Source organism: Bacteroidia bacterium, from assembly GCA_023228875.1.
Classification (GTDB): Bacteria; Bacteroidota; Bacteroidia; order NS11-12g; family UBA955; genus JALOAG01.
This window is the reverse complement of the sequence record JALOAG010000006.1, coordinates 33,124-58,826: the sequence shown is the minus strand read 5'-3', so window position 1 is coordinate 58,826 and position 25,703 is coordinate 33,124. Positions and strand designations below refer to the sequence as shown.

Annotated in this window: 23 protein-coding genes and 1 pseudogene; 11 read left to right on the top strand and 13 right to left on the bottom strand. The window is 34.4% G+C overall.

Annotation, left to right across the window (positions count from 1 at the left end):
• Window positions 1–45: 45 nt before the first annotated feature.
• The 4 genes and pseudogenes from M0R38_07835 to M0R38_07820 all read right to left on the bottom strand — a co-directional run bounded on the left by M0R38_07835 (window position 46) and on the right by M0R38_07820 (window position 2,802).
• Window positions 46–1,044, bottom strand: coding sequence for a ketoacyl-ACP synthase III (locus M0R38_07835; GenBank protein ID MCK9481651.1), 999 nt, complete (start codon window positions 1,042–1,044; stop codon window positions 46–48).
• A 49-nt stretch (window positions 1,045–1,093) separates the two neighbouring features.
• Window positions 1,094–2,044 carry a phosphate acyltransferase PlsX gene (gene plsX / locus M0R38_07830; GenBank protein MCK9481650.1) on the bottom strand — a complete coding sequence of 317 codons (951 nt, stop codon included), beginning with the start codon at window positions 2,042–2,044 and terminating at the stop codon, window positions 1,094–1,096.
• A gap of 83 nt (window positions 2,045–2,127) precedes the next feature.
• A pseudogene (gene rpmF / locus M0R38_07825) lies at window positions 2,128–2,250 on the bottom strand (50S ribosomal protein L32).
• A gap of 12 nt (window positions 2,251–2,262) precedes the next feature.
• Window positions 2,263–2,802, bottom strand: coding sequence for a DUF177 domain-containing protein (locus tag M0R38_07820; protein ID MCK9481649.1), 540 nt, complete (start codon window positions 2,800–2,802; stop codon window positions 2,263–2,265).
• A gap of 178 nt (window positions 2,803–2,980) precedes the next feature.
• Between M0R38_07820 and M0R38_07815 the strand changes: the two genes are divergently transcribed.
• Window positions 2,981–3,679 carry an SMUG2 DNA glycosylase family protein gene (locus M0R38_07815; protein ID MCK9481648.1) on the top strand — a complete coding sequence of 233 codons (699 nt, stop codon included), beginning with the start codon at window positions 2,981–2,983 and terminating at the stop codon, window positions 3,677–3,679.
• An 11-nt stretch (window positions 3,680–3,690) separates the two neighbouring features.
• On the opposite strand, the gene M0R38_07810 is transcribed toward M0R38_07815, so the two are convergent.
• Window positions 3,691–4,893 (bottom strand): ABC transporter permease, encoded by a 1,203-nt coding sequence (locus tag M0R38_07810; protein MCK9481647.1) that lies wholly within the window; start codon window positions 4,891–4,893, stop codon window positions 3,691–3,693.
• Between the two features lie 65 nt (window positions 4,894–4,958).
• Here M0R38_07810 and M0R38_07805 point away from each other — a divergent pair, with 65 nt between their 5' ends.
• Window positions 4,959–6,122 (top strand): DUF1343 domain-containing protein, encoded by a 1,164-nt coding sequence (locus M0R38_07805; GenBank protein MCK9481646.1) that lies wholly within the window; start codon window positions 4,959–4,961, stop codon window positions 6,120–6,122.
• 21 nt (window positions 6,123–6,143) lie between these two features.
• On the opposite strand, the gene M0R38_07800 is transcribed toward M0R38_07805, so the two are convergent.
• Genes M0R38_07800 through M0R38_07790 form a run of 3 tightly spaced genes read right to left on the bottom strand, consistent with a single transcriptional unit; the run spans window position 6,144 to window position 12,085 of the window.
• Complete coding sequence (locus M0R38_07800) at window positions 6,144–7,286, bottom strand: glycosyltransferase (protein ID MCK9481645.1); 1,143 nt, start codon at window positions 7,284–7,286, stop codon at window positions 6,144–6,146.
• Window positions 7,287–7,292: 6 nt separating this feature from the next.
• A complete protein-coding gene (argS, locus tag M0R38_07795; GenBank protein ID MCK9481644.1) occupies window positions 7,293–9,077 on the bottom strand; it encodes an arginine--tRNA ligase in 1,785 nt (594 codons plus the stop codon).
• 23 nt (window positions 9,078–9,100) lie between these two features.
• Entirely contained in the window at window positions 9,101–12,085 is a 2,985-nt protein-coding gene (locus M0R38_07790; GenBank protein ID MCK9481643.1) for a tetratricopeptide repeat protein, read from the bottom strand.
• Window positions 12,086–12,174: 89 nt separating this feature from the next.
• On the opposite strand from M0R38_07790, the gene serS reads away from it, so the two are divergent.
• The 9 genes from serS (at window position 12,175) to ftcD (ending at window position 21,776) form a co-directional block, all read left to right on the top strand.
• Complete coding sequence (serS, locus tag M0R38_07785; GenBank protein MCK9481642.1) at window positions 12,175–13,443, top strand: serine--tRNA ligase; 1,269 nt, start codon at window positions 12,175–12,177, stop codon at window positions 13,441–13,443.
• A 3-nt stretch (window positions 13,444–13,446) separates the two neighbouring features.
• Entirely contained in the window at window positions 13,447–13,938 is a 492-nt protein-coding gene (locus M0R38_07780) for a T9SS type A sorting domain-containing protein (GenBank protein MCK9481641.1), read from the top strand.
• Window positions 13,935–14,780 (top strand): MBL fold metallo-hydrolase, encoded by an 846-nt coding sequence (locus M0R38_07775; protein MCK9481640.1) that lies wholly within the window; start codon window positions 13,935–13,937, stop codon window positions 14,778–14,780. The genes M0R38_07780 and M0R38_07775 overlap by 4 nt, the downstream gene beginning before the upstream one ends.
• Before the next feature lie 93 nt (window positions 14,781–14,873).
• Complete coding sequence (locus M0R38_07770) at window positions 14,874–15,962, top strand: PorP/SprF family type IX secretion system membrane protein (GenBank protein ID MCK9481639.1); 1,089 nt, start codon at window positions 14,874–14,876, stop codon at window positions 15,960–15,962.
• Window positions 15,963–16,127: 165 nt separating this feature from the next.
• Entirely contained in the window at window positions 16,128–17,459 is a 1,332-nt protein-coding gene (locus M0R38_07765) for an SUMF1/EgtB/PvdO family nonheme iron enzyme (GenBank protein MCK9481638.1), read from the top strand.
• A gap of 46 nt (window positions 17,460–17,505) precedes the next feature.
• The gene (gldL, locus tag M0R38_07760; GenBank protein ID MCK9481637.1) at window positions 17,506–18,168 is read left to right on the top strand and encodes a gliding motility protein GldL; all 663 of its coding nucleotides are present in this window, start codon (window positions 17,506–17,508) and stop codon (window positions 18,166–18,168) included.
• Between the two features lie 37 nt (window positions 18,169–18,205).
• On the top strand, window positions 18,206–19,804 hold the full coding sequence (gene gldM / locus M0R38_07755) for a gliding motility protein GldM (protein ID MCK9481636.1): 1,599 nt from the start codon (window positions 18,206–18,208) through the stop codon (window positions 19,802–19,804).
• 20 nt (window positions 19,805–19,824) lie between these two features.
• A complete protein-coding gene (gldN, locus tag M0R38_07750) occupies window positions 19,825–20,679 on the top strand; it encodes a gliding motility protein GldN (GenBank protein MCK9481635.1) in 855 nt (284 codons plus the stop codon).
• Between the two features lie 65 nt (window positions 20,680–20,744).
• Window positions 20,745–21,776, top strand: a complete 1,032-nt coding sequence (ftcD, locus tag M0R38_07745; protein MCK9481634.1) for a glutamate formimidoyltransferase — start codon at window positions 20,745–20,747, stop codon at window positions 21,774–21,776.
• Here ftcD and pth read toward each other — a convergent pair.
• The 5 genes from pth to rbfA are packed head-to-tail and all read right to left on the bottom strand — an operon-like array spanning window position 21,773 to window position 25,483.
• Window positions 21,773–22,333 carry an aminoacyl-tRNA hydrolase gene (pth, locus tag M0R38_07740; GenBank protein ID MCK9481633.1) on the bottom strand — a complete coding sequence of 187 codons (561 nt, stop codon included), beginning with the start codon at window positions 22,331–22,333 and terminating at the stop codon, window positions 21,773–21,775. The genes ftcD and pth overlap by 4 nt on opposite strands.
• Window positions 22,296–23,147: a hypothetical protein gene (locus tag M0R38_07735; GenBank protein MCK9481632.1), complete on the bottom strand. Its 852-nt coding sequence runs from the start codon at window positions 23,145–23,147 to the stop codon at window positions 22,296–22,298. The genes pth and M0R38_07735 overlap by 38 nt, the downstream gene beginning before the upstream one ends.
• Window positions 23,123–24,319: an FtsX-like permease family protein gene (locus M0R38_07730; protein ID MCK9481631.1), complete on the bottom strand. Its 1,197-nt coding sequence runs from the start codon at window positions 24,317–24,319 to the stop codon at window positions 23,123–23,125. Before M0R38_07730 ends, M0R38_07735 begins: the two co-directional genes overlap by 25 nt.
• The gene (locus M0R38_07725) at window positions 24,316–25,080 is read right to left on the bottom strand and encodes a class I SAM-dependent methyltransferase (GenBank protein ID MCK9481630.1); all 765 of its coding nucleotides are present in this window, start codon (window positions 25,078–25,080) and stop codon (window positions 24,316–24,318) included. The genes M0R38_07730 and M0R38_07725 overlap by 4 nt, the downstream gene beginning before the upstream one ends.
• A 49-nt stretch (window positions 25,081–25,129) precedes the next feature.
• On the bottom strand, window positions 25,130–25,483 hold the full coding sequence (gene rbfA, locus M0R38_07720) for a 30S ribosome-binding factor RbfA (GenBank protein ID MCK9481629.1): 354 nt from the start codon (window positions 25,481–25,483) through the stop codon (window positions 25,130–25,132).
• Window positions 25,484–25,703 lie beyond the last annotated feature (220 nt).

Here is a 25,703-nt window from a genome sequence, read left to right as displayed (position 1 = left end):
TATATTGGTTCAAATGTAATTTAAATTGCTTTTAGTCAAAAAAAATTATTTAGGGTCGTAAGCCCATTTAAGATAAATAGAACCCCAAGTAAAACCACCTCCAAAAGTGGCTAAAATCAGGTTGTCTCCTTTCTTAAATTTATGTTCATAATCTTTAAAAAGCAGTGGAATAGTACCACTGGTTGTGTTTCCGTAACGCTGAATATTCATTAATACCTTCTCTGATGGCAATCCCATTGTTTCGGCAGTGTAGTCAATAATTCTTTTGTTAGCTTGATGCGCCAATAGCCAATTTACATCGTTTGAAGTAAGATTATTTTGCTCCATAATCTTTTTTGAAACGTCTGCCATATTAGTTACAGCAAATTTGAAAACAGTTTTTCCTTCTTGATAAACAAAGTGTTCTCGATTTGTAACGGTCTCAATTGTTGGCGGGCGAAGTGAGCCACCTGATTTCTGAAAGAGATACTCTCTACCGGAACCATCAGATTTTAATATTGCATCTTGCACTCCAAAACCTTCTGTGTTAGGTTCTAATAAAACAGCACCACCTCCATCGCCAAAAATAATACAGGTATTTCTGTCTTGATAGTCAATGATGGCAGACATTTTATCTACTCCTACCACCACAACTTTTTTATGTACACCACTTTGAATAAACTGCGCACCGGTTTGGAGTGCATAAAGAAAACCTGAACACGCAGCACCCAAATCAAATCCCCAAGCGTTTGAAGCACCAATTTTATCACATAAAATATTTGCAGAAGCGGGGAAAATCAAGTCCCCAGTAACAGTGGCAAATATGACCAATTCAATCTCTTTTGCAGATATTCCTCTTTTTTGTAATAATTCATTAACTGCTTCGACAGCAATATCAGAACTTGCTTTGCCAGGTTCTTTTAGAATATGTCTTTCTTTTATTCCGGTACGGGTAGTAATCCATTCATCTGATGTGTCCACCATTTTTTCAAGATCACTGTTAGTTAGAACATCTTTGGGGACGTATCCTCCAACAGCAGTTATCGCAGCAGTTATTCTACTCATGTATAGTTAATTACTTAATCAATGTAATGTTGCAAATGAAAAGAAAAAATTAGAATGCAGCCTTAATTTTATCAATCATTTTTGAATCAACAACATCTTTTGCTAATTCAATCAATTTGACAAATGTTTCTGCTTTTGAAATTCCATGACCTATAATCACCGGAGCGTTCACGCCAAGAATGGGAGTGCCTCCGTAATATTTAAAGTTAAACCTGTTTAGATACTCATCATTCACACCTCGTTTTACCAAGTTGTAATATAAGCCTTCTGCAAATTTCAACAAGATGTTACCGGTAAAGCCATCACAGACAATTACATCTGCTTTGTTTGACAATAAGTCTCTACCCTCAATATTACCAATAAACTCAATTCTTTGATTTGCTTCTAATAGGGGATAGGTGGCTTGTGTAAGTATGTTACCTTTTTCTTTTTCTTCCCCAATATTTAGCAATCCAACCTTAGCTTGATTGTTGGTACTATATACTGCTTTATAAAAGAGTGAGCCCAAGGTTGCAAATTGATTTAAGACTTCTGGTTTGCAGTCGGCATTTGCGCCAACATCTAGCATGATACCCACTGACCCATCAGGCCTAGGTAATACAGTTGTAATAGTAGGTCGCAAAACCCCTTCGATTGCTTTAACCGAAAACATTGCACCAACATGCATAGCTCCTGTATTGCCTGCACCGATGAAGGCATCTATTTTACCTTCTGCAAGTTGTTGGAATCCTACTGCAATACTTGAGTTGCGTTTTTGAGTAAGTGCTTTTGTGGGATGTTCTCCCATTTTGATTACATCATTACAATGAATGATTTCAAAGTTGTCCGGATTAGCTTCTAAGTCAACGAGGTGTTTATTTAGAGTCTCTTGGTGTCCATACAAAACAGGAGTAATTGAATTAGTTAATTCACTGTTTGCAATATTGACAACAGCCTTTATTGCTTCGAGAGGGGCATAATCACCTCCCATTGCATCGATACCTACTCTAGTCGTATTCACGAGTATATGACTAAGAATGATTATTCTTCGTTCTTACCTTTCATTACTTTCACCCCTTTGTACATACCGGTTTCAAGGTTTACTCTGTGGTAAACGCCTGCATCACCGGTAACAGGGTCTGCAATCAAAGGTTTTGTGCCAAGATTGTGGTGAGTTCTACCTTTGTCTCTTCTGGTCTTTGATGTTTTTCGCTTTGGATGTGCCATCTCTTTATATGTTTATTTTAAGTTGTCTAAAATGTCTTTAAGTTTATCCCATTCAGGGTTGTTTTCTTTTGAATCTTCGTTCACCTCTTTGTCAACAGCAATTTTATGTAAATTTTCTATCACTGCCTCGTCACATTTTTCACCAATATCTTCACAAGTTTTTCTCATTGGCAAGGCAAGATTTATCATTTCGTAAATGTAAAATGCAATATTGAAACTGTGTTCACTGGGAAGTATGTAGGTTAAATCTTCTTCATCTTCTCCAATGTGTTCAGTGATTTTTACATGAAGCTTAAATTCAGTTTCAATTGGGTAGCTGATTTTTGTTAAACATCTATCACATGATAATTCAACGTTCCCCATCAATTTAATATCAAACTGAAGAGAATGAACCTTCTTTTCAAAAATTACAGTTGCATTAAAGTATCCTGATTCTAAAGAACTATTTTCAAATTGTTGGAAAAAGTTGTCTTTAACTTTGTATTCAAGTTCGTGAACTCCTTCTTTGAACTTAACAAACTCGATTTCAAAGTCTTTGAGATTCACAGCCATACTACCTCCTAAAATTTGAGGGCGCAAAGATAGAAAAAAAATCCTTATTCAATAATCATTAGCGCAATTTGAAATATTAGATGATTAATATATTGGACTGCCTTGCTGTGATTGAAGTTCATAGTAAAAATCACTTATCGTTTTTTAAATATATTTTTGCTGGCATAATTATGTAGAAATGGATAAGAGGATGATCGCTGATTATGTAGTCAATTTTAATAAGAATTTGGCATACCATGGCAAATTGCCTATCGGGTATAAAGTAATGAATCCTTTTATTGATAACCCTGAAACATTTAGCGTGATGAATCAGTTTTATCAGAAATTTTACAATGATAATCATCAAAGAAAATTTATCATTGGAATAAATCCCAGCAGACATGGGGCAGGGGTTACAGGCGTACCATTTACTGACACAAAACGATTAGAGTCAATATGCGGCATTAAAATGTATTCTGCACATACGCATGAAGTATCATCTGTGTTTTTGTATGATATGATTCAGTCTTATGGAGGTGTAAAGCACTTTTATAGTGAGTTCTATATCAATTCCCCATTCCCATTGGCAATACTTAAAAAATCTCCTAACGGAACATGGTTAAATGCTAATTACTACGATGATAAGACGTTGTTTCTAATGCTTAAAGATTATATGGTTGAGTCGCTTAAAAAGCATATAAAAGTTGGGCTTGATTGTTCAAGGGTTTTTGTCTTGGGTACTAAAAATGCACAATTTATTCTTAAGATAAACCAAGAAGCAAAACTGTTTAAGCATATTGAAGTACTTGAACATCCGCGATACATTCAGCAGTATAAGTCTAAAGAAAAAGCATTTTTCATAGATAAATACATTACGACTTTGAGTGGGAGTTCTTGAGAACACTGTTTTTAATCAAAACGAACACTTTTTGCAGGAGTTACTTTGCTTACCATTTGCACCGGAAGCAAAAGCGCAATAAAACAGATTGCAAAACAAGTAGCGTTAACCAACAAAATTACATTCATGTTTAAATCAATTGGCACAGTGTCAATGTAATATGTCTCTTGATTTAGTTTTAAAAATCCGGTTTTCAGTTGTAGTAAACAAAGTCCCACTCCCAAGACGTTTCCAATCGTTATGCCCACTACGGCAATGTAGGCAATTTTATATAAAAAGATTTTTTTGATAAGAGCGTTGCTTGCTCCTAATGTTTTAAGAATGCCTATCATATTGGTTCTTTCTATTACCAAAATCAATAATGCAGTTATAAGGCTGATTCCGGAAACAAATATCATTAACGAAAGGATGATATATTTATTTACATCAAGGTATTCCAACCATTGAAAGATTTGCGGTTGTAGTTCTGTAATAAGATGACAATCAAGATCGTAATCCAAAATACTTAATAATTCTTCGCGTACAGTTTCGGGGTTGGACTCTGGATTAATGAAAATTTCTAAATGTGTAATTTGATTTCTGTTTTCAGCATATATCCTTTGAATGTCTGCCATACTGCCTAATGCCAGCATTTTGTCTTGTTCTTCAAGCCCTGTTTGATAGATTCCACATACGTTGGAGGCGATTGCTCTTACCGGTTGTTTAATAAAATACACCCTCATTTTATCACCCACTTTGAGCAAAAGTTTTTTAGACATGTACTCAGAAATAAGTATATCATTGGTCCCCTTTGGCATGCTTCCTTCTTTAATGAATCTTTTGAAGTACTCAGAATTATAGGTAGAATCAACACCTTTATAAATAATCCCCAAAAGTTCGTCATTAACCTTGATGATTGCAGGTTTTGCAGCAACTTTGTTTATGAATTTAACACCCTCTACAACAGCAATTGTTTTGTTGAGTGAATCTGAATCATCAAATAGCGGATAGTCATAGTTGTCAGTAGTACCGGTTTTTCGTACTTCAATTTCGCCACTAAATCCTTTGACTTTACTTTCAATCTCTTTTTGAAAACCATTGACAGCCGCAATTGCTATTACAATAACCGCAAAACCAAGCGCAACACCTGCAATTGCAATATTGACAATCCTGCCTGCAAAATTTCCTTTGTTGCTACCGGATAAACGATTTACTATAAAAAATGGCAGATTCATTATTGCTATAATTACACTAACATTGTGCAATGGTTTTGTGGCTTCAAAATTGCACAAAAAAGGTGGTGAAATACATCCTTTTATTTCTTCTTTTACAAACAGGTACTATCCGGTTAAATTCTCAACCAATTCCAGCTGCCTTTTCCACCCAAGAATATATTCCTTTGTTGAAAGGGAAAACGATTGCGTTAGTTGTCAATCAAACTTCTACCATCAACCAAACCCATCTTGTTGATACTTTACTTAAATTGGGAGTGCATATTAAACACATTTTTGCTCCTGAACATGGGTTTAGAGGAGATCACAGTGCCGGTGCGGTTGTGGAATCAGGTAAGGACACAAAAACAGGATTGCCATTAATATCTCTGTATGGCAAGAATAAGAAACCGAGTGTTGAGCAAATGCAGGGTTTAGACCTTGTTCTATTTGACATTCAAGATGTAGGTGTAAGGTTCTATACCTATATTTCTACTATGCATTATGTGATGGAGGCATGTGCCGAACAACATATTCCACTCATGATTCTAGATAGGCCTAATCCAAACGGGAATTACATTGATGGTCCTGTATTAAAAAGTGGCTTCAGTTCTTTTGTTGGTATGCATCCTGTCCCGATAGTTCATGGATTGACAGTAGCAGAACTTGCTCAGATGATTAATGGTGAAGGCTGGCTTAAAAATAGTGTTCAATGTGAATTGATAATAATTAAGACAAAGCATTACACACACGGAACTTATTATGAACTTCCCATTGCACCATCTCCCAATTTACCAATTCAACTATCGGTTTTATATTATCCGGGGCTATGTTTGTTTGAAGGAACTAATGTGAGTTTAGGGCGGGGTACAAACAAACCGTTCCAGTTATTTGGTTTTCCAAATTGGCGTGATGCAAATTATGTATTTACTCCTCGTTCAATTCCCGGTGTGGCAGATAATCCACCCTTTAAAAATGTTGAATGTGTTGGATATGACTTATCTGATTCTAGTCCATTAGATATTTTTAAACACAAGCAACTCAATATTAATTGGTTGCTTATAGCGTATGATGCTTATCTCGATAAAAGCAAGTTCTTTCTTCCAAATTTGTTTTTTGACAAACTTGTCGGCACTGATGAACTTCGCAAGCAAATTATTGCTGGTAAATCAGCCTCGGCAATAAGAGAGTCGTGGCAAGCAGAACTGGATGCTTATAAGGAAATGCGTAAGAAGTATTTACTTTATGATTGATTTTAACGACAGTAGATGAGTTTAGATGGATGAATAAAACTTTTGCATTTCATTCGACCAAAGTACAGAGTCAAACCGTAGTTGCGCCTTCTTTTTTATCGATTCTCTATCAAAGACAATTTCGCCTCTACTGATAGCAATAATTGCATTGGTTAATGCTTCTTGATTGTTTATAGGTACTTGAATACCCATATTGTCTTCTATATACTCCTCAGGTCCACCACATGGAGTATAAATAACTGGAACCCCCATACAAATTGCTTCTGCACATGTGATTCCGAATGTCTCAAAATTACTAAAACATATTAATGCGTCTGACTGTGCAATAGTTGAGAGTGCATATTCGTGAGACATTTCAGGTAGAAACTGCAAATGTTTGAGCGGTATTTGTAATGCTCGAACTAATTTTTCAAATTCTCCCGTCTGGTTTGACCCACCCAACAATAATTTAATTTTATTATTTCGCTTAAGAGCATTTGCAAAAGCATTGATTATCCCACTTACATTCTTTTGTTCATCTCTAAAATTAGATAAGTGTACAAAAGTGAAAAGTTTGTCAGGGTTTGTATTGATAACCGGATCAGACCAACGAACAATGTTATGCATGACAATAGGTTGAGACTTGGTCATACCTAATTGAAGAATACGAATTCCTAAGTTTTTTGAAACAGTAAAAACTTGTGAAGCATTGCGTAGCACGAGTTTAGACAAGTATTTTAAACCAAATTTTTTGAGTTGATAATGTTGTGGCAAATAACCAGTCCAATGTTCAGTTACAAAATAGGGTGTTTGGTATTTTCTTTTGAAACGATAGGCAAGGAGCCCCATTTTCCAAACTACTTGAACATGACAGCAATCCACCTTTCCACGTTCTTTTTCAATTTGTTCGAACAACATTGAACCTGTAAAGAGAAAAAATGGGAAGCGCAGTGGCAATGGAACTTTTTCAAGATAATAAATACGTTCTTCGAGGTCGTGTTGTTTTTTTGTTATGATTTGCTCACTCTTACCGGTTTCACTTTTATTACAAATATGGAGTACAGTAACTTTATTATTTAATGCAGTTTGTTCAGCAATTCTTTGGACGAAATCTCCGTTAAAAGGTGTGTAACGATTTGGAAACCAAGAAGCCAAAATTAAAATATGTTTCTTATTGGCATCCATGAAATCTTACATTTGTTCAGGGACTTCAATACCTAACATTCCCATAGCAGATTTAAGAGTATTTCCGGTTAAAAATGCTAATTTCATACGCTGATTTTTGATAGCCTCATTAGGTTCGTGTAAAAATGAAACCTCTTTGTAAATTCTGTTAAAAGATTTAGCCAATTGAATACAGTAAGCTGCAATAGAAGCCGGATTATATGATTGTGCTGCTTTGGCAATTTCATTTTTGTATTGATAAAGAATAAACAGTGCTTCACGTTCAGTATCATGTAGTTTAACATTTTGAAGAGAGAAGTTTTTCCAGTCATTTCCGGCTTGACGCAATAAAGAACGGATTCTTGCATGAGTGTATTGAACAAAAGTGCCAGTGTCTCCTTGAAAGTCAATAGATTCATCAGGATTAAAGAGCATTCTTTTTTGAGGATCTACTTTGAGAATGAAGAATTTCAGAGCAGCCAAACCTAACATTTTATATAAAGATTCTTTCTCCTCTGTTGTCATGCCTTCCGTTTTACCTAACTCTTCAGATTTCTGGTGTGCTGTTTCAAACATCTCTTGTAATAAATCATCAGCATCTACAACAGTACCTTCTCTGGATTTCATTTTACCGCTAGGCAAATCTACCATGCCATAAGATAAATGATAAAGACCATTTGAATAAGGGCGGTTCAGTTTTTCTAAGATTTTAAAGAGTACCTTAAAATGGTAGTCTTGTTCGTTGCCTACCACATAAATACTCTTATTTACATTGAAATCCTTGTATTTTAATTCGGCAGTTCCTAAGTCTTGGGTAATATAAACAGAAGTTCCATTGCCGCGTAGTAATAGTTTCTTGTCTAATTTATCTGCTGTGAGGTCAATCCAAACCGAATTATCTTTCTCCTTATAAAAAACACCATTATTCAAACCTTCATCCACAATTTCTTTACCGAGTGTATATGTATTTGATTCATAATAGGTATGATCAAAATCAACTCCCAGTGTTTTGTATGTAATGTCAAATCCTGCATAAACCCATGCATTCATCATCGACCAAAGTGCAATCACTTCTGAATCGCCTTGTTCCCATTTGACTAACATTTCATTTGCTTCTTTTAAAATAGGAGCTTCTTTTTCAGCAGTTTCTTTGTCCATTCCTTGAGACATTAGCAACTCAATCTCTTTTTTGTAAGCTTTGTCAAACTCAACATAGTATTTTCCCACCAAATGGTCACCTTTAACGCCTGTACTTTTAGGAGTTTCGCCATTGCCAAATTTCTGCCATGCCAACATTGATTTACAAATATGGATTCCCCGATCATTAATCAAATTTACTTTGACTACGTGGTAACCATTAGCTTTCATCAATTCTGCAATTGAATATCCCAATAAATTATTTCGAATATGTCCAAGATGCAAGGGCTTATTAGTATTAGGAGAGGAGTATTCTACCATTACTTTCTGTCCATTACCAATTTGGTTAATCGCTTTTTGAAAATCAGTATTATAATTAGTATTGAGAAATTTTATCCAAATTTCATCTTTGAATGTTAAGTTCAAAAAACCTTTAACTACCTGAAATTTAGAAATATATTTACCTACATTAACTAAATATTCACCCAATAGTTGCGCGGTTTGCTCAGGGCTTTTTTGAGTATATTTGATATAAGGAAATACAACAAGAGTTAGATTTCCCTCGAAGTCCTTTTTTGTTGCTTCTAAAATGATGTTTTTTGACTCAACACTATAACCAAATAAGTCATTAAAGGCAAGTGCGAGTTCCTGTGCTAATTCTTTTTCTAATTCCATTACTTGAGGGCACAAAAATACAGCTATCCTTCAATACCTTCGATAGTTGCTTTCAATTTATTAGCCCTTTCTAATATATCTGCATCATTGTAGTTGCTTAACACAAAATTGAGAGTAGCTTTGGCTTGGAAATCATCAGCTTCTCTATGATAAATTTCTGACAATAGTAGGAAGCATCTTGCTTGCCAATATTCAAAAGATACGAACTGTTTATTGTATTCAAAAATTCTAGCTTTAGCAGCAGACAAATCCGACTTGTCAAACAATATCTGACAGATAAAATAGTAAGCTTCTGCTCCATATTCGTCTTTATTTGCTTTGAGAGTTTGAGTAAAATAGTTCTCAGCTGTTGCAGCATCTTGACTTTCATAGTAGAGAATACCAATTTTATTAAATACCTCACCTTGAATATTTTGAGGAACATTGTCCATTCGTAGTAGTCTCAAACCTTTTGTTTCAGTGATTTGTATGTTGGATAACTCGTAGGCACATCTCACCTGACCGAGATATGCACTCATCAGCGTTTGTTTTTCTGAACTGAAAGATTCTAATTTGTCATAATAATACAAAGCAGAGTCATAATTTTCCTTAGAGTAATAATAAGTTGCAAGTCTTTTTGCTGACTCTTTTCTAAATTCGTTAGGAGTGCTTTCGGTGATGTATCTGTATTCTGCAATTGATTCATCCGTAATCATTGTTTTGTCAATACATGTCGCCAAATAGAATCGTGCACTGATGTTAAAGAATCCTTTAGGAAATTCGTTAAGGTAGTTTCTAAAATTATCAATTGCGCCAGGACAGTTGTTGTTCATATATAGATTAAATGCTCCTTGATAGGTAACGGAATCTCTGAATGAATTGCTAATGTCTGCATTTGGTATAGTTTCCAGCCAAGTCAGATATTTATCTGATTCGCCTCGGGAAACATATATTCTTTCTATATAACTTATGCCGCTTTTGGATTCTTGGGTTCCAGGGTATGTATGAACTAATTTTTTAAATTCATCCAATGCAAGTTTGTCTTTTTCAAGAGTATAATACATGACTCCTAAGGCAAGCAAACAGTTCTTACTATAATTACTGTTAGGAAAATCTTCTAGTAAGTATCTAAAATTCCTCTCTGCTTCAAGATAGTTTTCCATTTGCATCCATTCTGTTGCTATCTCATAGATTGAATGTTCAATATAAACAGAGTTAGGGTATTCAATTGGAATTCTTTTCATCATAGCGATTTTTTGACTTCCCTTGTTTTGAATACCTAAAATCATTCCTTGTTGAAAAAGAGCGTAGTCGCTTCCGGCAGTCTTTTTTGCAGAAATATAACTGTAATTATCAAGCGCATCTTTATAATTACGTAGCATATAATTGCAATCAGCTACGCGCATATAAACATCATTCAAGTAGCTCATGTCTAAAGGTTTGGAAACATTCAATGATTTATATCTATTAAAGTAGGTCAGTGCCTCAGCATATCTCTTGAGGTCAAACAAAGCATATCCTGCGGCATAATGTGCATATACATAATAACCTGTTTCTTTTGCTTGGCTTGAATTGAGGAAAGTTTGAAAATAAGTAAGTGCTTCTGCTTTATTCTTTGCATTAAACTCAATCTCACCTAACCAAAAATTAGCAATAGCAGTATATGCTGGATTATCGTTCATAGCAGCAGCTTTTTTCAATACAATTTTAGCGTCTGCATAATCTTTATTTAAAACAAGTTCTTCGCCTCTCAAAATCAAGATTTGATGCAATACAAGTCTGGAATCTTTGTCTAAATTAGGTATAGCCTCTAATATTGGAATGGCTGATTTGTAGTCGTTGGTAAAAAGGAATAGTTTGGCGAGATTGGTTTGTGCTTCTTGTTTGTTTCTGGATTGAGGAAAAGTCTCAATAAATTTACTAAAAGTCTCAATAGCAGTTTTGTAATCCTCTAACTCAAATGAAATTTTTGCCAAATTAAACATTGCATTTTCTTTGATTTCTTTATCAAAATCAGTTCTTTGAGCTTCAAAGAATGCATTGTATGCGTTTTGTTTTTTACCTTCTTTAATAAAACATTCTCCTAAATGGTAACTAGCCATTTGTGCAAGTGCAGTTCCAACATTAGCTATTCTTGAAAAAGCCACAAATGCTTCGCTGCATCGATTGGTTTTATAAAAAGAATAGCCAACCTCATAAAGTTCTTCTTCGGTAAGACTGTCATAGGAGCTATAGCCTTTTGCAAAATAGTTTGCAGCATTTTCAAAGTCATGTAATCTATAATAGGATTTTGCTTTCAATATATTCTTGTCATCTTCCAGTTTTCCAAGATTTGTTTTATCTGCATATTCAATAGCTTTTCTGTATTCTCCATTTAGATAATACATTTGGCATATATAGAGTTTCATAGACTGAGGACCTTTTTCCTCAATCTTTAAGAAAGCATCTAAGGCAGAAGCATAATCACCAGTTTTGTAACAAACATATCCATAATAATATGTTGCCTTAGCATAGTTCGCTGTGGGACGAAGTGTGAGAGGGTAGAGTGCATCTTTTGCGTCATCATATTTACCTGCTTCAAACAAACTGTATCCTTTTCTAAACAGGAAGTCATCTGTTTCATCTCTATCCAAAATGCTGATATTTACTTGTTTATAATAACGAGCAGCCATTTTGAATTTACTTTTATAGAAAAAGTAATCTGCAATTTCCTTTTTGACAAATTCTGCACGTTGACTCACAGGATGTTCGTCCAAATATTTTTTAGCATATTCATAAGCATTGGTTTGGTCCACCCGAAGTTTTGCCGAGACAATATAATACTCTGCTTCGTGAATATAATCTCCGGAAGGATGTGTGGTGATATATCTTTCAAACCCCCTGATAGACTTGTTGTACAGTCCTTTCTCGAAAGCATTCAAAGCCTTTTCAAATTCAACATCCGGCTTGTCATAATTTAAGTTTACTTGTGCATTAATAGTAGTTACTCCTAAACAAAGAAGTATGGTCGCATATATTCTCAAAAACATAGTTCAAATAAATAGTGTAGGTAATGATTGCATAACTTTTACTTGTAAACAACTGTGGAAATCAATTAGCTTTGCAGGACTATTTTGATATGATACCATTACAGCAAATCAGAAACTCAAGAGACGAGATAATTCAACGATTGAGTAAAAGAGGAAAAGATTATAGTGCAGATATAAACTCCTTAATCAATTTAGATGAAGAAAGAAGGAAATGTCAGAAGAAATTAGACGAATTGTTGGCAAAGTCAAATTCTTATTCAAAAGACATTGCGTTAGCATTTAAGAATGGTGAAAAAGATAAAGCTGAGCAATTAAAACAGGAATCTGCATCCATGAAAGATGAAATCAAGGAAGCTGAAAATCTATATAAAAGTTTAAGCGAAGAGATTCTGCAACTAATGTATAACATACCTAATGCACCACATGCTTCAGTACCATTTGGCACGAGTGCCAAAGAAAACGAAGAGGTATTTCATTGGGGTGAGATCCCAACCTTGTCTGAAGACGCCTTACCACATTGGGATTTAGCATCAAAATATGATCTAATTGATTTTGAGTTAGGCAATAAGATTACAGGAGCTGGATTCCCGGTTTATAAAGGCAAAGGAGCGCGTTTACAAAGAGCATTAATAAACTTTTTTCTTGACAAAGCAATTCAAGCAGGCTATTATGAAATTCAACCTCCAATTGTGGTTAATGAAGCGTCAGGTTACGGGACAGGACAATTACCTGACAAAGAAGGTCAGATGTATTATGTCGGTTTGGATGATTTATATTTGATTCCAACAGCCGAAGTTCCAATCACTAACTTATATAGAGATGTTTTATTAAAAGAAGATGAATTGCCTATAAAAAATGTAGGTTACACCCCTTGCTTTAGACGAGAGGCCGGTTCTTATGGTGCACATGTTCGCGGATTAAACCGATTACATCAGTTTGATAAAGTAGAAATAGTACAAGTAGCCCATCCGGCACACTCGTATCAAGTATTAGATGAAATGATTGAACATGTGAAATCGCTGCTTATGGCATTGAACCTACCATTCAGAATTTTAAGACTTTGTGGAGGTGATATGGGATTTGCCAGTGCATTAACATTTGATTTTGAGGTATATTCAACTGCACAGAAGCGATGGCTAGAAGTGAGCTCAGTATCAAATTTTGAATCTTTTCAGAGTAATAGATTGAAATTAAGATATAAAAGTATTGAAGGTAAAAACGAATTGGCACATACATTAAATGGAAGCGCAATGGCATTACCTCGTATAGTTGCTGCTTTATTAGAAAACAATCAAGACAATGGTGGCATTAATATACCTGACTGCTTGCATCCTTATTTGGGCTTTGGAAAAATTTAGTCAATGTGTCGGATAAGGCATATATGGTTTCTGTTGTTTCTCATCATCGGTTCGGAGACCTCAAGTGGGCAATGGTTTCAGTGTATTGATCAAACCCGTGTACAACCTCTATATCAATGTCATCAAGCATTATTTGATCCGGTTTGCGGGTGTGATGGACAAACATACCGTAACTTGTGTACAGCATATAATAATTATGGAATATCAAATTGGACAGGTGGGGTTTGTCAAGGATTCTTCTTAGATTTTTATCCTAATCCCATTACTAACCTTGATCCAATGAATTTAAATATTCAATTTCAAGACAACACAATAAGCAGTTTAAACATCAGAATAATAGATTACTTTGGTCAGTTGGTTTTTCAGCAGTTATTTATTGGGGTACATAAAATAGAAACACAAATTGATTTAAAATTTGTCAAGCAAGGAATGTATGTATTAATTGTTGAATCCGGTCAAGGACAGTATTGGGCTGAAAGATTTTTACGACTATGAAATTATATACAATAGAAACAGGTTTCTTTAAATTGGATGGAGGGGCTATGTTTGGAGTTGTTCCAAAAGTAATTTGGAACAAACTCAACCCTGCTGATGATAACAACTTATGTACGTGGGCTATGCGTTGTCTTCTTATAGAACACGAGGACAAATTAATTTTAATTGACACGGGAATGGGGAATAAACAGAGCGAAAAGTTTTTTAGCTATTATTCACCCCATGGAGAAGCCAATCTTGAGAAGTCAATAAATGAAGCTGGTTTCAGCTTAAGTGATGTAACAGATGTGATTTTAACACATCTACATTTTGACCATTGTGGAGGAGCCGTTAGGTGGGATGACAATAAAACACATCTTATTCCGACATTTTCAAATGCTATATATTGGATGCATGAGACGCATTTGCAGAGTGCATTGCATCCCAATCCTAGAGAGAAAGCTTCTTTCTTATCTGAAAACATTGTCCCTTTAATTGAACAAAATAAGGTTAAGTTTGTTAAAAACAATCTTTTTGTTTTACCTGAGATTACATTTGAAGTGTGTTATGGACATACAGAATCAATGCTTTTACCAATAATACAATATAAAAATAAAGAAATCATTTATTGTGCTGACTTATTTCCTTCAGCAGCCCATTTACCTTTAAATTTTGTTATGGGTTATGACATAAGACCGTTGGATGTTATGTCAGAAAGGGAGAAAATTCTTAAGAGAGCATTAAGCAACAATAGCTATTTGTTTTTTGAACATGATAAAGAAATAGAATTAGTCAGTGTTAAGGAAAATGAAAATGGCAGGGTGGTTGTAGATGAAGTGTTTAAAATATTAGAAGTTGGATGACTGTATTGAAAAGTTGCGAAATAAAAAATTTGCATTGTATCTATTAACACTGCATATTTGCTACCTTTAAAAATTATCTTAACGCAATAGAGTATGGGTGTAGAAAACTACAAGATGACTTTAAAACCATTAAGCTTGCTTTCTATGGCAGCATTGGGCTTGATGATGGTAAGCAGAGTAAACGCGCAACAAGACCCTTATTATACACATTATAATTTTGTACGCCCTCTCTATAATCCTGCAGCAATTGGATTAGATGGCAAATGGTGTGCATTTGGCATTTCACACAGTCAGTACATGGGTTTAGAGGATAGGACACCATTATACGAAACACCTAACAACCCAAAGATGCAAGCTGTACCGGGAGTGGGACCAAAGACTAATGGTGCAGGTGTAAGTATTCCAATCAATAAATTTAATAGATCTACCGGTGAATCAAAAAACTATGGTGGTGCCGGATTGATATTTTATAATGATAGGCTAGGGTATGAAGTGAATAATGTGGTACGAGGTCAATTAGCTTATAGATATTTTATGGACGAAGAGTCTTCAATTGCTTTAGGTGTGGATGTTGGTTATTTGCAAAAAGGATTAGACGGTGCTAAGTTACGTGCAATTGATCCCAATGACCCCTTTATACCTACCGGACTTGAGTCTGACGGAGGTGTTACAGCTTCTTTTGGGTTGTTTTATAATAATCAGCGATTTAATAATTTGATTGTTGGCTTAAGTTCAACAAACTTGTTGCCACATGATTATAGATTTGGAGCCAATGGAAATGTGTTTTCACGTACTGCAAGACATTACTACATGTTGGGAAGTATGGAATTTACTAATTTTATTGGTAATCCTGCACTAACCTTAATGCCTTCTGTATTGTTTAAATATAATGCTAAGTTTCAAGCTGATGCGACAGCATTGGTGGAATATATGGAAACGATAAGTGGTGGTTTAGGCTATCGTTCTATAAGTGATGCACTCTCATTAATGTTTGGATATAAATATAAAGGTGTAAGGGTAGGATTAAGTTATGATGTTACATTAAGTAGACTAAGGAAGGTAAGTAATGGTACATTTGAAATTGTTGCCAACTATTGTTGGGTCATTGTACCTCCTCCGCCTCCAGGTATTATTCCTATCTTGACTCCTTTATGGATAGATAGAGAAAGCAGCCAAGAATAAAAAAAGAAAACAAAGACAATATATAAAGAAAAGCTACGTTTAGTAAGTCTGACAGCATAAAAATAATTGAAGAAACTGAAGATGAAACAAATTAAATCGATGTTATTTTCAAAGTGGACAAGTAAATTGGGGAATTTATTTGTTGCTGAAAATAGTTCAAAAAACATGAAGCTAATTCATTCATTAAAAATGATAGGATTGGTTAGCGCCTTTTCAATCATAGGATGCGGACCAGGAAACACAGGTGACGTAATTGGTGTTCAAGGAAGGCGTGTATGGTTCCATCCAACTCCATTTGGTATGGTGTATGTACCAACCGGTTCATTTAATACCGGTCAAAGCGATGAAGATATCTTTCATAGCTATTTAGCTCCTAACAAGCAAATGACAATTGCAGGTTTTTGGATGGATGAGACAGAAATCACAAATAATGAATATCGTCAATTTGTTCAATATGTGATTGACTCGATTGCCATAGAAATGCTAGATAATGATCTCTACTTCATAGAAGATGAAGAAACCGGAGAAAGATTTATTAATTGGAGAGAAGTTAGAAGAAGCTTTTATATTGATAATCCTGAAATAAGGGATGATGTTCAAGATATGTACGTGGCAGAAGACGAGCGTTTTAGACATAAAAAAGAAATTGACACAAGAAAACTTTTTTATAGCTATGAATGGATAGATTATCATGATGCAGCAACTAACGCTGAAAATTTAGACAGATACAATCCTGCACCACGTAAGAAGTTTATTAGAAAGGAACGTACTTTAATATATCCTGATACATTGTGCTTTATTAGAGATTTTACCTATTCATATAATGAGCCTATGGCACGTCACTATTTTCACCATGTAAAATATGATGACTATCCGGTAGTGGGTGTAAACTGGCACATGGCAAATGCTTTTTCTTATTGGAGAACTTATTACAAGGAAGACTATTGGAATAGTCTTGGTGCACCTCCTACAGAAGATTACAGACTTCCAACAGAATATGAATGGGAATATGCTGCAAGAGGTGGTAGAATTGGAAATAAATATCCTTGGGGAGGACCATATACACGTAACTCAAAAGGTTGTATGCTAGCTAACTTCAAGCCTTTACGTGGTAATTATGGTGCTGACGGAGGTTTATATCCTGTTAGAGCAGACTCTTATTTCCCGAATGATTATGGCTTGTATAATATGGCTGGAAATGTGAGTGAATGGACAAGAAATGCTTTTGAAATATCTTCAAACATTTTTACACATGATTTAAATGGTGATTATAGAATATCAATACCAGAATACGTTCAACAAAATGGTAAATTTACACGTGAAGGTTCTGATATTACTTTGAAAAGAAAAGTGATTAGAGGTGGTTCTTGGAAAGATATTGCTTATTTCATTGAAAATGGTGCTCGTACATATGAGTATCAGGATTCTTGCAGATCATTCATTGGATTTAGAAATGTACAATCATATATAGGTCGTTCAAATAGAGATTCAAAATAAACAAACAACTAAATTATATAAATCAAATCAATTAAAAATTAAAATTATGGCTAATTTTACAGAATCAAAAGGGTTTAAGAAGTTCATGGGACTTGCTTATGGTTATGGTGCATCAGTAGTTATTATCGGTGCATTATTTAAAATTTTACACTGGCCAGGTGCTGACATCATGCTTATCATAGGTTTAGGAACTGAGGCATTCCTTTTCGCTCTATCGGCTTATGAGCCTGCAAAGAAAGAATGGGATTGGTCTTTAGTTTATCCAGAATTTGCAGGAATGGATCCTATGGAGAAAGAAAGTAAGAATAAAGGTTCCGTTACTCAGCAATTGGACAAAATGCTGGAAGATGCTAAGGTTGGACCCGAGTTGATTAATAGTTTAGGAGCCGGCTTAAAATCATTAAGTGCACACGTTAATGAAATGGCTAATTTAAGTAGCACTACTGTTGCAACTAATGAATTTGCTCAAAACATTCAAAAAGCTTCTAAATCTATTGAGAGCGTTGGAACTGTTAGTGAGAATATTTCCCAGTCATTAAATTCCTTCTCAGGAGGATTGTCAAATCTTGTTGATAATCTGTCAAGTACAGGTAGTCAGGCTGGTGAGTTTAAAACTAACCTTTCTAAATTAAATAATAATATTTCCAACTTAAACAATATTTATGGAAATATGTTGAGTGCAATGACTGGTAGTAACTCATCTCGCTAATAGGAAATCAATTGTTTAATTTAATTAATTTTATAATATGTCTGGAGTAAGTGATTTAAATGCGAGGCAGAGGATGATTAACATGATGTATCTCGTGTTACTCGCTCTTCTTGCTTTGAACGTGTCGAAGGAGATTCTTAAATCCTTCCATTTAATGGAAGTTTCATTTGAGAATTCAAAAGGCAATATTGACGCAAAGAATGATATTGTGATGCAACAATTTCAAGCTTCTATGGAGTCAAATGCTAATAGAACAAAAGAATGGTTTGACAAAGCAAAAGAAGTAAGAAAGATATCCAAAGATTTCTGTACTTACGTTGAAAAGATTAAAAAAGATATTGAAACTAATGCAGGTGGAAGATTGCCTGTTGAACCAGGTCATTCAGCAGGTACATTAACTGAGTTGGCTGCTCCTGATCAAATGGAAAAACATGCAAATTATTTTGAAACAGGATCAGGAAAACAAGGACATGGTAAGGAGTTGCAAGATGCTATAGAAAAAGCAAGAAAAGATATGATTGCAGTCTTAAATCATCCAAAAATTTCAAAAGATATCCTAACAAATTTAGATCAGAATTCTTCTCTAAGAGCTGAAGATCCTAAAGGTGGTACAAATAAACAGAGTTGGGTTTCTTCGTATTTAGTACACTCTCCTTTAGCCGGTGTTACTGCTTTGCTTTCTAAAACTGAAAGTGATGCTAAGAATTTAGAAGCTGAAGTTTTGAATGTATTAATAAAACAAATTAATGCTGCTACAATAAAATTTGATGCAGTTGAAGCTAAGATAATTGCACCATCAAGTTATATTATGCAGGGGACTAATTATGAAGCAGAGATTGTTTTAATGGCATTAAATACAACTGCTGAACCTACCATATATGTAAATGGTGAGAAGATTCCTGTTCAAGGTGGAAAAGGTATCTATAAGGTTCCAGCCTCAGGTTCAGGTATTCACCCTGTTAAAGGTTACATCGAAGTTGAAGGACCCGATGGACTTGAAAAGAAAGAATTTTCTACTGAATGGCAATCATTTCAACCTGCAGCGACTATTTCTGCAGAAGCCATGAATGTACTTTATATTGGACTTGAAAATCCAATTTCTGTGTCTGTTCCCGGATTTAGAGCAGAAGATGTTGTTGTATCTGCAGGACCTGGTTGTGTTTTATCAAAAGCTTCAGGTACCGGTAAATATATAGCTAAAGTATCTAGAGTACAAGGGAGTAAAACTAAAATTTCTGCCAGTGTAAAAATGCCTGACGGTACTTCAAGACAAATGGGCCAAATGGAATACAGAATTCGTGAAGTTCCTAATCCTGAGCCTCTGTTTGGAAGCTTGGGTAGTGGTGCACAAGGTAAAGGAGCGCTAATGGCACAATCTACATTAAATGCGTCCTTAGGTTCCGGATTTGCTTTCGAAGGTGTTAGATTTGTTGTTACTAGATATACAGCCCTACTCGTTCCGAAAGTAGGTAATGCAATTCCTATAACTGTTACAGGTAATTCATTATCAAGTGTTAACTCTAGAATTGCTAGTGCTCGATCTGGGGACAAATTAATTATTGCTAATGTTGAAGCAAACGGACCTGGTGGTATTACAAAAAAGTTGACTGCCAGTTTAGTTATAGATATAAAATAAATTATTGTAACATATAAAATATGAAGAAGTCTTTTGTAGTAATTATATCATCATTGTTGAGTCTTTCTGCGTATGCTCAGCAGCCAAATTTTGAGGAGTTTGTTCCAATAAGCGGTGAGCAAAATCCATACGATAAAATGGCAATTAAAGAGAGACCTGTTGTAAAATATCCTTTTTTACAAGAAGCCGATGTAAAGTATCAACGGAAGATTCATCGCATTATTGATTGTCGTCAAAAGATGAATAAGATTCTTGAATGGCCTAAGAATCCTTTAAATCAATATATATATGGATATGCAATTGATGGCTCTGTTAAAGCTTACAATAACGACTCTTTATATTCTTGGATGACACCGGAACATGCTCAAACAATTGGTTCTCGTGAATATACAATTCAAGTTCCAAATCCTCTCGGTGATCCTGATGATCCATTTGATGTTATTGACTCTACTATAAGAGAAAAGTTTGAGTTCTATAAAATTAGAAAGTATATGCTTCTAGAGGACTGGTTCTTTGATCACAAACATTCTGTATTTAAACCACGTATTATGGCTATTGCTCCTCTTTATATGTTAGAATTCGGAGGAGTGGAGATAGGTGAACAACCTATGTTTTGGCTTAAAATGGATGATTTGAGACCCTTGTTAAAAAATATTGAGGTATTTAATACTGAAAATGATGCTGCAAGAATATCTTATGACCATTTCTTCCAGTTTAGATTATTTGATAGTTACATCGTTAAAGAGTCAAATATGTATGACTTATATGTTAAGGATTACGAAGAGTTCAAAGATGATAATATGGCAGCTTTACTAAAAAGTGAAGAGATTAAGAACGACCTATTCATTTGGGAACACGACCTTTGGGAATATTAATATCATTTAATTAGTTTTAAAGCCCTCCATGTATTGGGGGGCTTTTTTTTTAATTTTGCATGTCAATGAAAAATCAACTAATTGAATGTGTTCCAAATTTCAGTGAAGGAAGAAATTATGAAATAATTACGAAAATCGCAAATGTAATTTCATCAGTTCAAGGAGTTACTCTTTTATATATAGATAAAGGGTTTGATGCAAATAGAACAGTCTATACTTTTGTTGGAGAACCATCGAAAGTGATTGAAGCTGCATTTCTTGCAATTAAATGTGCCAGTATATTAATTGATATGAGAAATCATAAGGGTGAACATCCTCGTATTGGTGCATGTGATGTTTGTCCTATTGTACCTATTGAAGGAGTTTCTATGGAAGATGCTATACTCTTATCTAAAAAATTAGCAGCAAGAGTTGCTAGAGAGTTGAATATTCCTGTATATCTATATGAACATTCGCAACCTAATAAAGCAAGAAGCAATTTGTCAATTATAAGAAAGGGAGAATATGAGATGCTGCCTTCTAAGATGATTCTTCCTGAATGGAAACCGGATTTTGGTATTTTTTTTAATGAAAAGTCAGGGGCAACAGTTATTGGAGCCAGAGATTTTTTAATTGCCTATAATGTAAATTTAAATACAAAATCTGTAGAAATAGCTAACGAGATTGCGGCAGAAATAAGAGAATCAGGATACTTAGTAAACAGAGAAGGGAAAGGCGATAAAGAAAGAATACCTGGGGCATTGCGATATGTAAAAGCAATTGGATGGTACATGGAACACTTTGGTATTGCACAAGTTTCATGTAATCTAACTAATTATAGGGAAACACCAATTCATAAAGTTTTTGAAGAAATTAAAATGAGAGCAATAGCGAAAGGTGCTGATGTAACAGGAAGTGAATTAATAGCATTGATTCCATTAGAGGCAATGCTTATGGCTGGAAGGTATTATGCGGAGATACTTCACAATCATTCTAATTTATCTGAAAGGGAGTTAGTGAGTATAGCAGTAGAAAGACTTGGGTTGACAGATTGTGAGCTATTTAACCCGGATGAACGAATAATTGAATATGCAATTAAGCGCCAGCAAGGGAACTAATGATTATATTGTTCCATTGTTTTATCAATTCCATGTAATATAAAATGCTCCACAGCTTTACTTGATTTTTCAATTGAAGTCTTTGTAATTGCCTTTTCAGGTTCTGTAAATTTTCCTAAAACAAAATTTACTTGACTTCCTTTTTTAAAATTATTTCCTACACCAAAACGAAGTCTGTTATAGTCCTTGGTAGCTAGGGCTCTTTCAATATCCTTTAATCCATTGTGTCCTCCGGCACTTCCATTTTTTCTGATTCTTATTTTACCAATTGGCAATGCAAGGTCATCTACAAGTATTAATAATTTATCTAGTGGTATTTTATACCAATTTAACCAATATTGAACAGCTCTCCCACTGAGGTTCATAAATGTATCCGGTTTTAACAGAATGATTTTATTGCCATGAAAATCCCATTCACATTTTTGGGCAAATTGTACTGTTTTAAAACTGAGGTTATAATTTGACGCAATATTGTCTATAATGTCAAAACCAATATTATGTCTTGTATGGATATATTGTTCACCCGGATTTCCCAGTCCCACTATGAGGTAATTCATTGTTTGTTTGTTGTTTTTTAGGGTAAATAACCTTGTAAAATCCTTTATCGTCTATCATAATTTCCGGTAACTTATAACTGTCTTCAAAGTAATTATAAACACCTTGAAGTGAGTTCCAAAATGTTATTTTACTTTGATCTCCCCAATATTCCTTGTATAGGAGCTGCCAATTATCATTTGTTAGCCTAATTGGGAAAATATGAAAAGGAATGATTTCATTGGAATCTATTTGATTTTTATTAAGCAATGTAATCCAATATATTTCTTTGATAATGGAATCTGTCATAGGCAAACATCCTATAGTTACTGTATCTCCATGTATGAATATATCGCCCCCGAGATTCTTCTTTAATCCTAAAATTGAATCTGAGCCGTTTGGGTAGTTGATTTGAAATGACAACCAGAATGATGATAAAGGATTAAATTTAATGACTTTGTAAAATCCTTCCGGAATTTGATGGTCGCCTTGTTTGCGTTTTGGACCAAGATCTCCACAAAGATTAGCAATAGGGTATGTCTTGATGAGTGTAAAAGATTGACTTTGGGAATCTTTAGCCCATAATTCAAGTTCTTTTTCTGCTTTGAATGCCCTCCAATAAATATACCTGGGAGGATATATAATTCCTTTTGATTCAAATGTTTGTTTGAGATTTGATTCACTCGTAAGTCCGGCATCATATACTCGTTGATTTTGTAATTGAATTAATAGATTCCAATCAGCTTCAACTGTACTGTCTTCATTTTGTCCATATACAACACAAGTAGTTATTAGAAGCAGAACCGAAGAGATTAATTTTCTGTATATGACTTCCATGTGGGGTAAAGCGAGGTAATAAATCCTAAAAAAATATTTGTGAGAATAATAATCCCAATATCAGACCACAATAGTTTAACCGGATAACTCTCAACTATTGCACCGGACATCTTAATTAATCCAAAATAATCTTGCAATAAAACTAAGAGACATCCCACCATTAAACCAATTAGACCACCGACAACAGAAATTAACATACCTTCGGTTAGAAATATTTTTCTGATAAATGCAGCATCTGCACCAAGCGTTTTTAATGTAAATATATCATCCTTTTTCTCTACTACAAGCATCGATAATGAACCTGTAACGTTGAAACTTGCAAGAAATAGAACAAATGCGAGTAAAGCATAGGCAACCCATTTTTCAGTTTTAAACATTTGATAAAGTGAGGACTGTTGTTCAATCCTATTTTTAACTTTTAAAGTGGGTGAAATATTTTGCTGAAGATAATGTTGTGCTTGGTTGATTTTATTGGGAGCTATGCGTATTTCAATATATGAAATCTCGGATTCGCGGTCAAATAGTTCTCTTGCATAACTCAAAGGAACGAAAACATATTTCTGATTAATTAAATCATCCAGATATACTACACCGGAAGGTTTGATTAATAAAGCTTGCAATAAATTAGGGTCGTTAATTGACAAATTTTCTCTTCTGGGGGTATATAGAGTTGCAATACTCTGTGGGTTGTTGACTCTTGTTTGTAATTTAAAATCAACACCTGCTCCTAAAATCGCCAGATTAATTCCTTCGCTTTTTAAGTCTGCTACTCCATCTTGCACATATTGGTCTAATCCTGTTTTGAAAAAATAGTCATCATCCACTCCTTTAACATATACCGCTGCTTGATAATCGTAATGTTTGATTACGGCTTGGTCTTCTAACACTTTATTAAGACTAATCAGACCCGGTGTTTGCTCTAATATAGAGAAATCGATATCTCCTTGATTTAGCATTTTGCCTTCAACAGATTCAATTTTAAAATCAGGGTCAAAGTGTGAATACATTGAAAGAATTAGATTTTCAAAGCCGTTAAGAGTTGATAATATAACTATCAATGCTAACGAACCGCCAAAAAATCCTAATGCAGAAATCCACGATATATAGTTGACAGCGTTGTGTGTTTTCTTAGAAAATAAATAGCGAATGGCAAAAAACAGACTTTTTCTCATTTTTCTGCTTTAATAAAAATACTTCTACCGGAAGTATGACCAATGTAGTAATCGTAAAAATTCAGGATACCGGCAATTGGTGTAACAAGGAGCATATATATAGGCAAAAACGGAAGAAACAATTTTGACTTTCGAGCAATCTTAATCGGCAATGCAATTACAATTTCCCATGCCAAATTACCAGTAGTACCGTATATATAACGTGCTTCAATTTTTGAAAATCCAACTTCGTGCATTATTTCTTCTAAAGACTCTAGTGAATATCCATCTCGTAATCTTGGGAGTGCATAAATTCTGTCATAAATTTTCTCATGTTGCTGTTTAGCAGAATAACTATTAAGCAATAGGAGAGTGCCCCCCGGTTTTAATGAGTCATATATCTTCTGTAATGCACCTTTGTCATCTTCAATATAGTTTAAAGCTTTGACAGCATAAGCAATATCAAACGAATCTTTATCGTCCAAATCCTTTACATCTTTTTTCATACAGTACACATTCGGAAAATCTTTTTGATTAAAGTATTTTGTTGCGTATGAAACTGCTTTGTCTGAGACATCTATTCCCAATACACCTGCTTTGGGATAATGTTTAATTAAATAATAAATCCGTTGCCCAAATCCAAAGCCCACATCTAGGACTCTTGGTATTTTCAGGTCTTTTTGTTTTACAATTTGCTTGGTAAATTTCCTGATTAAAATATTTTTTAAGTCTAAATGCTTGGTATAATTAAAGAAAACCCACCTATAAAAGCGATTCTTCATAATGCTTTTGACGTGTTGTTCCTCTACATAGGTTACAAGCATGGGCGAGTTATTTCTTGTTGTTTTTAATTGAAGCAAAAAGAGCTTCCATTTTATTTACATAATCTAACGATGTGTCTTCCATAAAAGAAATCTCTGGAGTTTTACGTAAATGTTTATTACGGTGAGCAAGTTCCATTCTTATTTCTTTTGATTTCTCTTCCACAAGCATCAACAACTTCGCAGGTTCTTTCTCGTTCAAAATACTGATATAACATTTAATATAGCCTAAATCAGGACTACTTTTTACTTGTGAAACTGTTATGAATGCACCTCCAAACCAAGTGCAACTATTTTGTTGAAAAATCTCACCTAAATCACGTTGCATTTGCTTTTCAAACTTCTCAATTCTTACTCCTGCCATCTCTTTTAGTGATATAGTGCAAAGATATAGAGAATTAACAGAATGTAAGAATCCTTTACTAACATTTCAATGTTATACACTATGAAATAAATCTCTTGCTATTTCAAATATTTGATGTAAAATTGCACCCAGAACTAATCTGGGTCTCAGATTATTTTCTTTTCTGAAAATTTAATCCGATTTTATTTTAGAAAGAATTTTTAGAGCCAATACTGAATCA